This is a genomic window from Opitutia bacterium ISCC 52, from assembly GCA_014529675.2.
Taxonomy (GTDB): Bacteria; Verrucomicrobiota; Verrucomicrobiia; order Opitutales; family UBA2995; genus UBA2995.
Genome location: CP076040.1, coordinates 2,524,451 through 2,538,268 on the forward strand (window position 1 = coordinate 2,524,451; position 13,818 = coordinate 2,538,268).

General features: G+C 45.5%; 11 protein-coding genes. 8 read left to right on the forward strand and 3 right to left on the reverse strand.

What is annotated here, in order from left to right; translation table 11 throughout:
- Positions 1-2: 2 nt before the first annotated feature.
- Complete coding sequence (gene rpoN, locus GA003_10705) at positions 3-1,448, forward strand: RNA polymerase factor sigma-54 (GenBank protein QXD26521.1); 1,446 nt, start codon at positions 3-5, stop codon at positions 1,446-1,448.
- Positions 1,449-1,478: 30 nt separating this feature from the next.
- Here the strand turns inward: rpoN and GA003_10710 are convergent, their stop codons facing one another.
- Positions 1,479-1,973, reverse strand: coding sequence for a hypothetical protein (locus tag GA003_10710; GenBank protein ID QXD26522.1), 495 nt, complete (start codon positions 1,971-1,973; stop codon positions 1,479-1,481).
- Between the two features lie 42 nt (positions 1,974-2,015).
- Here GA003_10710 and GA003_10715 point away from each other — a divergent pair, with 42 nt between their 5' ends.
- The 4 genes from GA003_10715 to GA003_10730 are packed head-to-tail and all read left to right on the forward strand — an operon-like array spanning position 2,016 to position 5,780.
- Positions 2,016-2,720, forward strand: coding sequence for a metallophosphoesterase (locus tag GA003_10715; protein QXD30408.1), 705 nt, complete (start codon positions 2,016-2,018; stop codon positions 2,718-2,720).
- Positions 2,721-2,741: 21 nt separating this feature from the next.
- Positions 2,742-3,311: an isochorismatase family protein gene (locus GA003_10720; GenBank protein ID QXD26523.1), complete on the forward strand. Its 570-nt coding sequence runs from the start codon at positions 2,742-2,744 to the stop codon at positions 3,309-3,311.
- Positions 3,312-3,352: 41 nt separating this feature from the next.
- Entirely contained in the window at positions 3,353-4,729 is a 1,377-nt protein-coding gene (gene mgtE / locus GA003_10725; protein QXD26524.1) for a magnesium transporter, read from the forward strand.
- Positions 4,730-4,736: 7 nt separating this feature from the next.
- Entirely contained in the window at positions 4,737-5,780 is a 1,044-nt protein-coding gene (locus GA003_10730) for an HD domain-containing protein (protein QXD26525.1), read from the forward strand.
- A 15-nt stretch (positions 5,781-5,795) separates the two neighbouring features.
- On the opposite strand, the gene GA003_10735 is transcribed toward GA003_10730, so the two are convergent.
- Both GA003_10735 and GA003_10740 read right to left on the reverse strand, forming a co-directional pair.
- On the reverse strand, positions 5,796-6,749 hold the full coding sequence (locus tag GA003_10735; GenBank protein ID QXD26526.1) for an immunoglobulin domain-containing protein: 954 nt from the start codon (positions 6,747-6,749) through the stop codon (positions 5,796-5,798).
- A 300-nt stretch (positions 6,750-7,049) separates the two neighbouring features.
- Positions 7,050-8,825: an L-lactate permease gene (locus tag GA003_10740; protein ID QXD26527.1), complete on the reverse strand. Its 1,776-nt coding sequence runs from the start codon at positions 8,823-8,825 to the stop codon at positions 7,050-7,052.
- 307 nt (positions 8,826-9,132) lie between these two features.
- Here GA003_10740 and GA003_10745 point away from each other — a divergent pair, with 307 nt between their 5' ends.
- From GA003_10745 to GA003_10755, 3 genes are all read left to right on the forward strand, one after another.
- Positions 9,133-9,927 carry a methyltransferase domain-containing protein gene (locus GA003_10745; GenBank protein ID QXD26528.1) on the forward strand — a complete coding sequence of 265 codons (795 nt, stop codon included), beginning with the start codon at positions 9,133-9,135 and terminating at the stop codon, positions 9,925-9,927.
- Positions 9,928-10,459: 532 nt separating this feature from the next.
- Complete coding sequence (locus tag GA003_10750) at positions 10,460-12,418, forward strand: DUF1800 domain-containing protein (protein QXD26529.1); 1,959 nt, start codon at positions 10,460-10,462, stop codon at positions 12,416-12,418.
- Positions 12,419-12,426: 8 nt separating this feature from the next.
- Entirely contained in the window at positions 12,427-13,809 is a 1,383-nt protein-coding gene (locus tag GA003_10755) for a DUF1501 domain-containing protein (GenBank protein ID QXD26530.1), read from the forward strand.
- The last annotated feature ends 9 nt before the right edge of the window (positions 13,810-13,818 follow it).

The window sequence follows — 13,818 nt, forward strand, 5'->3', positions numbered from 1 at the left end:
CGGTGCCCTCACAAGGTTTCCAACAACTACAAAAGCAGACCCAATCCCTGGTTCTGGCGCCTCAGCTTCGCCAATCCCTGAAGATATTGCAGGCGCCCACAATGGAGCTTCGCAATGAAATTCTCGGTGAACTGCAAAGCAACCCAGCGCTCGAAGAATTACCAATTGAAGGCGCGAGCCTTGAATCTACCCTGGAAAGCGGAGCTGAAGATAATACTCCGGACCAATCCGATGAAATGGATTTCGATAAGGACTTCGAAATCCTAAGCAAACTGGATGAAGACTGGAGGGACCACTTCGCTCAGGAAAGCTCGGCAAGCACTTATACCTCCCAGGATGCAGAACGCAGACAACACTTCTTCGATAGCCTGGTAACCAGCACCAGCTTACAGGAGCATTTAATCCAACAGGCAGACTTGGTCGATCTTGATGGGAATCAAAAAGAGGCAATCAACTACCTGATTGGGAGCCTGGACGATCGTGGCTTTCTCACAACGTCCCTGTCGGACCTCTCCCTGCTTTGTCGTCAATCTCTCAAGACTATACAACAAGCTCACACTATTCTCAAATCATTGGACCCTCCTGGCATTGGCGCAGTGGATCTGCAAGATTGCTTGCTCATTCAATTGCAAGCAAATGATCGAACGAAGAGTCTCGCATGGCGTATTGTTAAAGACCAATTCAAGCTATTATTGCGCCGACGGATTCCGGATATCTCCAAACGACTAAACGCAGACATAGACGAGGTCCAAGAAGCGATCGAAGAAATATCTAAGCTGGATCCTTCTCCGGGAAGGAAATACGGAGAAGATACCAATCAAGTTATCACCCCCGATGTATATATTGAAAAAGATGAAGGCAATTGGGTCATTCATCTTAACAACGAATACATCCCCCGTCTTCGAATCAGCAATGTTTACAAGGAGATTATTGCACGAGGAAAACTAAGCAAACAGGAGAAAGAATATATTCAGGAAAAAATGCGCTCTGGGAAATTCCTGATAAGCTCCATCGAACAGCGCCAGCAAACGATCGAAAAAATAAGTCGATCGATCCTCGATTTCCAAATCGATTTTTTTGAAGAAGGCTTATCAAAACTGCGCCCACTGACAATGACTCAAGTAGCACACGAAGTGGGCGTACATGAAACGACGGTAAGTCGTGCCATTGCAGGCAAGTATGTTAAAACCCCACACGGGCTATTTGCTCTGAAGTACTTTTTCACTCCTGGTTACAATTCATCTGGAGGAGAGTCACTGTCGAACACCACAATCAAGGATATGATTGCAAATATCATTGAGAGCGAGAATCCAGCGAAGCCCTTGAGCGACCAAGCAGTAGTCAACTTGCTGGCAGAAAAAGATATTAAAATTGCACGTAGAACCGTGGCTAAATACCGGGAAGAATTAGGCATCCTCCCCACAAACCTGAGACGACGGTATAACTAGAGCACCCCGCTCACATTACTACCGGTTGAATTACCGGACCAGTACCTGTAATTGCTCCTGAACACCCATGACTACTTTCGCAGTAATATCTGTAACAGGAACTGTAAACTCACGCTTACTTTTTACGTGTATATAAGTAGTAAGCTCGTTAGTCGATTTAGCGGGTAACCTGCGGAGAATTCTTTTGCGCTCCAGCATCAGACTCACGATCTGCTTGAGTGTCTCCGTTTCTTCACCGGCAACCGCATCCTCCACTTCGAAAAGGCTAAAAAACAATTCTTCCAATGTTCTTTGCTGATTGAGAGTCTCCTCCCGCTTATCGGGGCTAGCCTCATAAGTTCTCGTCCACCGACCAAGAATAGGGGTTTTCGCATCGATACTCTCAATGTCATTCTCATGCACATCTATACGCGCGACAGCTCCCTCTTCAGTTCGAACTAAAAAGCAATTAACTTCTTCTCCGTCCTGAAAGGGATTGCCAGAGAAGGCGGATTCTTTACCAAAGGGCTTAATTTCCCATTCCATAGATAAGTAACATTCGTTGTGGAACCTGAATTGAAAAACAGATTGTTTCCCTTTCATCAAGAAAAGGGTTCAGAAAGTTTTCCGGTCAATGGCCGGTTAATTGTCATTGGTGACGTACACGGCTGTATTCGCGAGCTTGAAAAGCTCCTTAAGAAAATCCGACCCAAGAAAAAGGATCGGATCCTATTTTTGGGAGATCTGGTCAATCGTGGCCCAGATTCCAAAGCGGTCCTTCAACTCGCACGAGAGCTAAAAGCCGGTTCTCTATTAGGTAATCATGAATATCGCTTACTGCAATTCTACCACGATCTGGATTCATCACAACTAAGGGATTACGAAAAAGACACTCTTAAATCCTTGGAGGCAGAGGACTGGAACTATATCTCAAACATGGTCATTTGGCAGGAATTGCCCGCCAAAGACATGGTGTTTGTTCATGGGGGCTTTCTTCCCGACATCCCATGGAGAAAACAATCTGCCCAAGTAGTCACTCACATTCAGAAGATTGATAACAACGGCCAGCCCAGAAAGAGGAATGAAAGAACCCCTGGGAAGTTCTGGGCCCAATCCTGGAAGCAGAAACCGTTCGTCGTCTACGGCCATACGCCTCGAAAAAACGTATTCAAACGCCGCTACTCGCTAGGCATAGACACTGGCTGCGTATGGGGTGGAAAACTGACTGCATTGATCCTTCCTGAGAATGAAATCATTCAGGTGAATTCAGCAAAAAATCATATCAGGGGATAAACAAAGAACTTTCCAACTATCATGAACGAACATTCAGAGCCCCTCATTCCGCATCTTGGACTACTAATCCTCGATATTCAGCCTCCATTCCTAAAAGTCATTGGGACTGCTGATTCACTCCTAGGTCGAAGCGCATTCGCAGTTGAAACAGCTCGGCTATTTGGCCTCCCTACTCTTTTTACGGAGCAACGCCCCGAGGTCCTTCAATCCACCGTAGAAGAATTGAGCGAATTACTCCCCCATGCGCCCCGGATCGCAAAAACCGGTTTGTCAGCATTTACAGAGCCCGCAATCGAAGAATGGATCCAAGAAAATGACCTCCAACACATTCTTATTGCCGGACTCGAGACCTCCATTTGCGTTTACCAAACGGCTCTGGATGCCATCAATGCGGATATAGAAGTTACTCTCCTCAGTGACGCTATCGGCTGCAGACGAGAACAGGACAGTGAGGCAGCGCTGGCATCCTTACGCATTCACGGAGCACACCTACTACCAAGCGAATCCATCTTTTACAGCATACTCCGAGATTCAATGCACCCACGATTTAAAGAATTTACTGCTTTAGTAAAAAAATACTCGGATAAATAAAGTTTCCCTGTTTGCTAGGAAGAGTTTCTCATAATCTGGCAATGACTGCGGCGAACACATCCTCCGAAAACACACCGGAAACGTCCGGATACGATCTGAAGTACCTACTCAGCCTCGACCCGGATGATATTGGTTCCCTCAAGCAATCGCAATTGTCTGAGACTCCTCCCGTCGAGTTAGCCCACTTCATTGATAGGCTCGATTTAGAGCATCGCAGGGAGTTGTTGCGCATGGTTTCAGATGAAGTGGCGACGGAAATCATTGCAGAAATGGACGTGGAGGCCAGCGCCGAAGTGTTCGAAAACATGCAGGAACCGCGTGCGGCGAAACTGCTCGAGGAGCTAGACCCAGATGATGCCACTGACTTGGTAGCTGAGCTTGAGGATCAGAAAAGAGAAGACCTCCTCAACAAAATGGAGCCTGAATCTGCCCAAGAGATTAAGGAACTCCTTGAATACGATCCCGATTCCGCAGGAGGGGCAATGACCCCAGACGTGTGTTCGATCCGCGATTTTTTTACCGCCGACGAAGCAATTCAAGCGATCCGTGATCAGGCGTCGGAATTAGAAACTATTTACTACGTATACGTGGTGGATGCGGAGGAAAAATTGCTCGGGGTAGTCTCCATGAAGGATCTGCTACTTTCATCACCTGAAACCAAGGTGACAAAGCTTATGGAAACTCACATGCTTGGCATGCTGGAGCCAGACACTGACAAAGAGCAAGCTGCAAACATGATGGCTGAATACAACCTGATTGCCCTACCCGTCGTGGACAGCAACAGCAAGCTGCTTGGAATCGTGACCCACGATGATGTCATCGACATTATCCAGGCTGAGGCAACTGAGGACATTCAAAAGCTAGTAGGTGCAGGTGCCGATGAAACCATCCATCATAGCGTTGGTTACAGTCTAAAAAAGAGACACTTCTGGCTACAGGTAAATCTATTCACCGTCGCATTAGCGGCTGGCGTGGTATGGTTCTTTGAAGAACAAATCGCCACCCTTACCTTCTTGGCAGTTTTTATGCCCATTATCGCTGCGACTGGGGGTAACACTGGAGCCCAGACTCTTGCTGTAGTCATTCGGAGCTTAGCACTAGAAGATGTTCATGACACCGATAAATTCAAAATCTATCTCAACGAGCTCTTCAAAGGGATCATAAATGGACTTGGAGTCGGTCTCATCGGCGGAGGCTTGGCCTATGCACTTGAAAGAGATGCCATGACTTCCCTGGTCGTATTTGTAGCGATGGTTTTGACCATGGGAATATCCGGTTTCAGTGGAGCGTTTATTCCCCTGTTCTTGAAACGCATTGGTCTCGACCCCGCACAAAGCTCGTCCATCTTCCTTACAACTATAACCGACATAACCGGTTTCTTTATCTTCTTAAGCTTAGGCTCCTGGCTACTATTATAATCGTACTATGAATTTGGATACTATAAGCACCATTAATGACATTAAGAAAATGGACCATACCCAGGGCGTACCCGTCCAAGGCGTATTCGTTCTTAAAAAGAAAGCCAACAAGAAGGCGAAGAATGACTCGAACTACCTTAGCCTGGAATACGGAGATCGCACAGGAAACTTCCACGCATTCTGCTTCGGCGACAACCCAATCTATTCGAGAATCGAATCGATAAAAGAAGGTTCACCCGTATTCGTCGGATTAACTACCGGGATCTATCAAGGGCGATTTTCACCTCGCCTAACAGAAACACGAGCACTCACTGAAGAAGAACTCGCAAATCCAGATCTGTCTTCGCGCTTAGTAGAAACATCGCTGGAAAATGCCGATGAGCTGTGGGAAGAGTTTCAAACTTTTGTCGCAGATATCGAACACGAAAAACTAAGAGAAACAGTCCGCCTGGCCATTGATGAAATAGAATTGGGATTTCGCTCAACCCCGGCAGCCATCGCCATGCACCATGCTTACCGGCATGGATTGATTGAGCACACGATTCATATGGCTCGAGCCTGCAAGGCGCTATTGCCTCTCTATAAGGAAGTAGATCCGAGTCTAGCCATGGCAGGCCTTTTATTACACGACATCGGTAAAGTCATCGAGTATGAAGGCGAATTAAGTGTGAGCAAAAGCCGAACCGGCATTCTGCAAGGGCACGTCGTACTAGGCTATCGAATGGCACGAAAAGCGGGCATGCTAGCCAAGCTTGAGCCTGATCTTCTCGAAAGATTGGAACACATTATCCTTTCCCACCAGGGTGAATTAGAATGGGGAGCTGCAGCTATGGCGGCTACTCCTGAAGCCGTTTTTGTATCCATGATCGACAACCTAGACGCGCGCATGGGAATGGTTCAATATGCGCTACGTCATCGAAGTGATGATAAACCGTTTAGCGACTATTTACCGGGACTCAAAGCGCCATTGCTAACCACCCCGGTCAAAGAACCTTTGCCTGAGTTAGACCTAAGCGCAGAAGACTTAGAAAACTCGCTGGAGCTGGAATAAGCTGCTTATCTCCAATCAAGTTTCAGCAATTATAAATCTGATAAAACAAGCTGTTTCACGAGGCACCTTTACCAGGAATGCGTCTCCTGAATCTTCAATTCGGATACCATTGAGAAAATCCGATATAGGAATCCAAGTGGGGCTTGCTAAATCATCCGTGTATTCTGCCGATATAGAAATATCGACTGCATTAGGATTTTTCAAATAGCTGTAGATTACATACTGGTTCGAAAGAATCTGTTTAAAGCCCACTTGAGGTAACTGAATAGCCGTAGGAGAGGTAGGATCTGAACCAATGGCGTATTCGATTAGGTTGATCAATCCATCCAAGTCTGGATCCAACTGCGCATCCGTTAATTCAGAAAAAGGATCTTCGAAAGCCACTTCTTTCCACCGCTCTACGCCACTGGATGTCACAGAAGCTGAATCTGAAGTGACGGTGTCTCCGTCTTTAGTAACCAGAACGTCATACACTCCCTCATCCATACTGGTAGCTTGAGAAATAGCCAAGGTCGTTGAGCTTGCTCCAGGAATTTCAATTCCATCTTTGCGCCACTGGAAACTGGCGCCGTTGTCATCCTGAAGCTCAACCTCCAAATCAAATGCCGCACCCCAAGCGGTGGATACACCTTGAGGCTGCGTCGAAATAGTCGGGCCCTTCTCACGAATATAAACTGTAATAGCCAAAAGCGTGGAATCTCCCTTCAGCCCCTCCTCCTCGAAAGCCCAGATATCAAGATTGTGGACCCCCTTTTTTGTTGGAATCCCATCTATCGTACCAACTCCGAACTCAGAAACATTAGGATTAAGAGAAAGACCATCAGGAGCGGCTCCTCCCAACCTGTAGGATTTCACAACGTAGTCAGAGGATGCAAAACTCAGACGAAAATATTCTCCCACATATGCGGTAGTATCGTCATATCCTTCTAATAGTTTAACTGAAGCCGTAGCTCCAGTTACAGTATTCATACCACCTACAACGCTAGCAGAGCCACTCACCCATTTAAGCAAAAATGATGCCCGTGGTAAAAGATTGGCGTTTCTTTCCAAAAGCACTTTAATAACCGGTGCACGGCTTAAAAGGATTACGAGTGCATATACCGGCACTTGAAACCTCACACAAAACGCCGCGAATTCTTTCTTTAAATCCCTATCCATTCATTGACCCCCTGCATCCATAATTCAGGACGCTTTTAATCTTAAAACAAATAAGGAAACTAAGAAGTCTGGTTTCTTAGCGGAAGGAGCTGTGGCTTTTTTAAAAGTTTTTTATCCTGAAGACGATTCCGATTTCGCCCCTTGTACAATTAGCCAGAGAATTAAGACGGTCATACCAGCAAGAATAAGCGTGCCCAGATTTAGACCTAAGCCATTTAAGAATATCAACCCAAGTCCACCTGCAAAGATCACATACCAAGCCATAGGGATAAGGGTCTTTCGAATTACGCTTCCTTCCTTACCAAGTAGGCCGACTGTTGCAGAAGCTGCTACTACATTGTGAACACAAATCATATTCCCTGCCGCACCTCCAACTGCCTGAAGCGATACTACAATATATTCTGTGACTCCGATATTTTGAGCCATCTCAAACTGGAACAGCGAAAACATCATATTACTTATGGTATTACTTCCCGCGATAAACGCACCCAAAGCACCAATGGTTGGAGCAACCAAAGGCCACATCGTCCCGAATAGTTCAGATACACCTTGTGCAAGAACTCGTGGCATCGCTTCCAAAGTTGCCGACTGGGTATTCAAAAACACCTGAACCATAGGTACTGCAAAAATCAAGGCTGAGGCGGCACCAAGCAGCGTGTGCCCGGACTCTTTCCAGGATCGTTTAATTTGCTCTCCGTTCATCCTGAATATGCCGTAGGCGCATAGCACTGTGATAATAAATAAAAATCCTGGCAGGTATAATGGCTGAGATTTGGTCGAAATGGCCGTTCCAAAGATATTACTCCAAGATAGCGTTAAACCAGATTGAGTTATAAAGCCTTTAACCGCCGGAATCGTTCGCGTTATGACTAGGAGAACGGCGACAATAATGTATGGAGACCAGGCCTTAAAGAAGTGCCCCCGCGAGACTTTCATTTCAGCATCGTGTGCGTCCACATGAAAATCTCCTCTCCACTCATCTTCCCAATCTTCTTCACGCGGGAAACTCCAAATATTTTTTGGCTGAAGAAAGCCTGCCTTGGTAGCACTCACAACAATCACAAGCCCTACCAACGAACCTAACAGAGAAGGAAACTCAGGACCTAATAATCGCCCTAAAAGCATATATGGAACAGTAAATGATACGCCTGCAAAAAGAGCAAACTTCCAAATAGCAAGGCCTTCACGAAATGACTTTTTGCTTCCAAAAAATCGCGTCATTATGGCTACCATAATCAATGGAATAAAAGTGCCAACAATTCCATGAAACAGAGAAACAGTCGCTCCAATCGTATGCAAATAAACTTCATGAGATACGCCCAACTCAGTCAGCAACTGCTGCACTTGCGGTTGTTCAGAAAGCCCTGTATTCACACCCACGAGAATAGGAGTTCCGACAGCGCCAAACGAAACAGGTGTACTTTGTATAATTAAAGCCACTACAACGGCAGCCATTGCAGGAAAGCCAATAGCCACAAGCAATGGAGCAGCGATGGCAGCAGGAGTTCCAAATCCAGCTGCTCCTTCAATGAAGGATCCAAATAGCCAAGCAATGATTATTACCTGCACTCGCCTGTCGGGAGAAATATCCACAAACCCCTGCCGAATCGCATGTATATCTCCGCAAGCCTTTAGAGTATTCAGAAGCAATATGGCTCCGAAAACAATGAACAGTAAATTTAAGGCCGTGACCAATCCATGAACCGATGCAGCACCGATTTGGGGAGCCGAAGTTTTCCATACCGTAAACGCAATCAGAGCAGTAAAGAAATAGGCTACCGGCATGGCTTTCTTTGCAGGCCACCTTAAGATCACCAAAAAGATGAACACCACTAGAATGGGCGTAAGAGCCAACAACGAAAGCAAAGACAGGGGTAAATCAGACATAATAAAGACCTGGGAGAATTGAGACAGTTGATGATCGAGGAGCCTCGGCTCTTCTTCGATAAACTACACAGAGAAAAGACTAGGTGATCAAGCTTTGGATAAATTCTTTCTATAGGATGGGGGTATTATAAATAGTTTCATCCAGATTACCTTTGAAATTTGATAATTTAAGGATTGGACATACCCATCATCTACAAGAGACTTTAAGTTCGAACATCGTATCAACCATTAAATTGATTCGAATAATTCCTTAGGCAAAGACCAATCTCATCTTAGCCACTGTTACGAATCGCCTACACACTCAGATATGTCTCGCGAAGACGATAGATCACTCCGCTTCTACAACGAAGTCCTTGGACTGGACCATCTCCATTACGGAATATGGGAGGGCAATGAAGAGCTAACGATTGCCAATTTAAAAGAAGCTCAGCTGCGCTACGAAAATTTCCTGATCAGCAAGTTACCTTCCACAGCCAAAAAAGTCCTGGACGTAGGCTGCGGAACTTCAGCCATGACTCAGCGTATGCTTTCCATGGGACTCGAAGTACATGGCCTGTCCCCAGATAAGACTCAAAAAGAAAACTTCACACAGAACCTAAACGTCCCCTTTTACCACTGTTTGTTTGAAGACTTTGATTCTGAAGAACGTTTCGATTGTGTAGTAATGAGCGAGTCAGCTCAGTATATACCCTTTGTCCAGCTCTTCGAAAAAGTAAGAAAACACCTAACCCCAGGAGGACATTTGATGATCTGTGACTATTTTGTGCTCGATCACTCCGATGGGGTATTAGCAAAAAGCGGACACAACCTGAATAATTTTAAAGCGGAATCAGAGAAGCAGGGATTTAGACTAATTGATGAACGTGACATAACAGAAGAGACAGCCAAAACATTGGACTTGGCGCTTCTCTTGGCTGAACGGATTCTCAAAGCAGCTGAAATTTTTTCAGAAAAGCCACGGCAAAAACATCCTATTCTCTCCAAGCTATTGTTTCGTATATTCAGAAAGAAGTGGGATAAAATAAATCGAGATCGTGATCTTATCGATTCTGCCGCTTTCACAGATCAGAAACGTTATCTTTTCCTCCTCTACGAATGCTAGGAATAGTTAGGATGAATTCTCACCTTGGAGTTTTAAAAATAAACGCTCCCGGTTGGATCCATCCGGGAGCGTCTAGACCTTAGGCCTAAGGCGTCTACCCTAAGAAATATGAAAGCTTAAAAGTGTTTGATAGATTCTTAGGGTCAAAATCTTCAAAAGTAGAAGAAAATAGGCGGATACTCTACAAGCCTCAGACGATTGTCAAAGACTGTTTCTTGAAAATATTTATTGTAGGTAAAACCTCCAGCAGAGCCCAGAAAACTTCAACATTTTCAGGAAATAGAGACAAAACATTTAAAGATTAAGCGATGCGTTGGACATTGGAAAATTTAGCTACTAACCAATCATGAGTTCCATAGTGTTTTCTCTGTCACATGGGTTCCTATTTTCTCAAATTAAAGAGAATTTTTGATGGTAAAGAGAGTGTAATTTAATCAATTTGCTTTATTGAACTACACAATAAGGCTTTCCATTTAGAGTCTTTATCCTAATTTTGACCACTTATGGATTATCTAAATTTACCCAATAATCAATGAAATATCCCGCAGTGTTAGCCACCTTTCTGGCAATTTTCGGGCCTGTATTCATAGGCTTCTCATCAGCATCAGCTCAGGAAGAAGATCAAATACCCACGGTTTCAATCCTAACAACCATCTCAATAGATCCTCCATATTTGTTTCCAATGCCAGGATCCAGGGAACTAATTTTTTACCTGGAAGGAAATGATGATTTATCAGAGGAAAGTTGGACAACCATAGCCATAAAAATTGGAAATGGCGAATGGATTCCCTTTATCAATGGAATAGAGGTCCAAGAAATCAAAGGGGGCGTGAGATTAAGCTTTAATGACGATCCCACCGCTAAATTCATTCGTCTCCGCGCAGATGCCAATGAGAGCAGCCTGTCTAACGAAGGACTAGCCGCTCGCTTCTTAAAACAGGCAACCTTCGGTCCAACCATCGAGGAAATCGATGAGCTGTCAGATTCAGATTTGAACTTTGCCGGTTGGATTGACGATCAAATGGCTTTGGCTCCGGGCTATCACCTCGATCATTATTACACTTTCGACCTGCTCAATCATATTGATCCAAGAGGTGATGATGTAAGAGCTCAATACTTGGGAGGCCCCGCAACCCTTAAGGTCACAGTTTGGTGGGACAAAGCTCTGCTAGGTGAAGATCAACTGCGACAACGCATGGCTTGGGCGCTCTCACAAATCTTTGTGATGGGAGAAGCGGGAAGTAAAGCGAACCAATACCCCATTCAATGGATGAACTGGTACGACATTCTAATCCGCAACTCTTTTGGCAATTTCCGAGAACTCCTTCAGGAAGTAACTCTGAACCCAAAGATGGGAGATTATCTAACCTACTGGAATAACCAAAAGGCAAACGGGGCTCAACTACCTGACGAGAATTACGCTCGCGAAGTGATGCAGCTTTTCACGATCGGGCTCTGGATGTTGAACAATGATGGGACCTTACAATTAGACGAGCAGGGAGAGCCCATTCCCACCTACACCAACTACCACATCACTGAATTGGCAAAAGTATTCACAGGTCTAGTACGCTCGGCAAACCAACCAGATAAGTACTGGAACCCCAATCGAGTGACTCCCATGAGGGAAAACAACAATCGTCATGACAAAACTGCGAAGGAGATGTTCGACGGCACTATTATTCCAGCTGGGCGTGATACGATCGTCGACATCACTCACGCTCTCGATGTCCTTTTCAACCACTCCAATACCCCACCCTTTATCTCCCACAAGCTCATCCAACGGTTTACTTCTTCTAACCCAAGTCCTGAGTATATAGAAAGAGTTGCCAATGTTTTTATCGACAATGGAGAAGGCGAACGCGGAGATCTAGCTGCCGTGTTGCGTGCTATTCTCCTGGATCCGGAAGCCAGAGATGCCGGTTATATGATCAACGCCGGGCGAGGGAAATTGCGCGAACCGCTACTTAAATTCACGCAACTCTGCCGTGGGTTTTACCTGCGCCCTGTCGACGATCCAAGCCGGAGAGACCACGGGCATTTCTGGATGCAGGCAATGGATGTCGAATTTGGAATGTCCCCTTATAAATATCCCTCAGTATTCAATTTCTACTACCCGGATTATGTTCCTTATGGAGAAGTCAGTGAGGTACAGAAGGTAGGACCTGAATTTCAGATTCTGGATGACTCAACCGGAATGAAGACATTTGATGTGTTTCGGAGACTTATCGAACAAGGCTTGGTCGGAGGTGTGGCAAACGGGCTCAACCCGCGTCCGCAGTTGAACTATACCAATGAGCTAGCTTTAGCCAATGACATCCCCGCTTTGATCGATCGCTTGGATTTGCTTTTAACTCATGATACAATGAGAGATTCCACTAAGGAAATTATTGCGAACGCTCTCGAAGCCATTCCAGATATTTTCCCTGAAACAAGAGTAGAAACCGCAGTCCTGTTGGTATCCATAAGCCCTGAATTTGCTATCCTCGAATAAGAAGACCTATGAACAACGATAAATTTATTTCAAGACGACGTTTTCTCGGTGAGGCCAGTTGCGCCGCAGTAGGTTCAACCGCATTACTTTCAAGTCTTCTTCAGCTTCGCATGACCAGTACGGCAGCGGCGCAAGAAGCAGGAGGCGATGATGATTACAAGGCCTTGGTCTGCTTATTCCTGGCCGGAGGTAATGATTCCTTCAATATGCTCGTTCCTAATAATGACGACGCCTACTCGGAATATAAGGCTACCAGGGATAACATAGCGATTGATCAAAGCGATCTCCTACCAATCACTACTGGCGGCCAGAATTATTCTGAATTTGGAATCCACCCGAGTATGCCGGAGTTGAAGGATCTTTACGACACCGGGGACGTTTCATTTGTATCCAACGTTGGAACTCTGGTTCAACCGACAACGAAACAGGATTACAACAACAAGATCGCTTTGCCAAGTGGACTATTCTCGCACTCAGATCAGCAGATTCATTGGCAAACCTCAGTGCCACAAGTAAAAGGTGCCAGCCCCGGTGGTTGGGGCGGCAGAACAGCTGACCTACTCATGGCGATGAATGAAGACTCACAAGTCTCCATGAATATTTCACTAAGCGGGGTAAACATCTTCCAAACAGGAAATGAAGCCTTCGCTTATATCAGTGGCCTCAATGGTGGAACCGAGATGGTTAACTATAACCAAAAGTATTTCAAAGATGCCGTGGACGACCTCTTGAGCCAAGAATACCACAATCTGTTTACAAGAACCTTTGCCCAAAACACTCGACGCTTCATTGACTCATCCATTGTATTCAAAGAAGCCATTGAGCCTATTGACATATCTACACCGATGCCTCCTTCGCGATTGGCCGAACGCTTTCGCATGGTCGCTCGCTCAATTGCAGCACAAGGATCATTAAATCAGAAACGCCAAACCTTCTTTGTAAGAGCTGGAGGATGGGACCACCACAGTGAAGTAAACGATGCACAAACAGTCATGCTTGCTGAAGTCAGCCAAGCGGTAAAGTACTTCAATGACGCGCTCGAAGAAATTGGGATGAAGGACAAGGTCGTAACATTTACCGCTTCAGATTTTGGAAGAACGCTTACTTCCAATGGGGTAGGCTCAGACCATGCCTGGGGAGGAAATCATTTTGTCATGGGAGGACCCGTCACAGGCGGTCGTATCTTTGGTCAATATCCCTCCCTTCAACTTAATAACAGTCTAATGCTCAATCGAGCACGACTGATACCAACCACTTCAGTTGATGAGTATAGCTCCGAGCTGGCACGTTGGTTCGGCGTATCTTCCGGTGAGATGGAAACCGTGTTTCCAAACATCAAGAACTTCTACGATCCAGCGTTAATAAGTCATCCCCTTGGTTTCTTATCCTAAAGGGCACAA

Coding starts and splice junctions, on each gene's coding strand:
- GA003_10710 (QXD26522.1), bottom strand. CDS start 1,973: ATGGAATGGGAAATTAAGCCCTTTGGTAAAGAATCCGCCTTCTCTGGC.
- GA003_10720 (QXD26523.1), top strand. CDS start 2,742: ATGAACGAACATTCAGAGCCCCTCATTCCGCATCTTGGACTACTAATC.
- mgtE (QXD26524.1), top strand. CDS start 3,353: ATGACTGCGGCGAACACATCCTCCGAAAACACACCGGAAACGTCCGGA.
- GA003_10730 (QXD26525.1), top strand. CDS start 4,737: ATGAATTTGGATACTATAAGCACCATTAATGACATTAAGAAAATGGAC.
- GA003_10735 (QXD26526.1), bottom strand. CDS start 6,749: ATGAATACTGTAACTGGAGCTACGGCTTCAGTTAAACTATTAGAAGGA.
- GA003_10740 (QXD26527.1), bottom strand. CDS start 8,825: ATGTCTGATTTACCCCTGTCTTTGCTTTCGTTGTTGGCTCTTACGCCC.
- GA003_10745 (QXD26528.1), top strand. CDS start 9,133: ATGTCTCGCGAAGACGATAGATCACTCCGCTTCTACAACGAAGTCCTT.
- GA003_10750 (QXD26529.1), top strand. CDS start 10,460: ATGAAATATCCCGCAGTGTTAGCCACCTTTCTGGCAATTTTCGGGCCT.
- GA003_10755 (QXD26530.1), top strand. CDS start 12,427: ATGAACAACGATAAATTTATTTCAAGACGACGTTTTCTCGGTGAGGCC.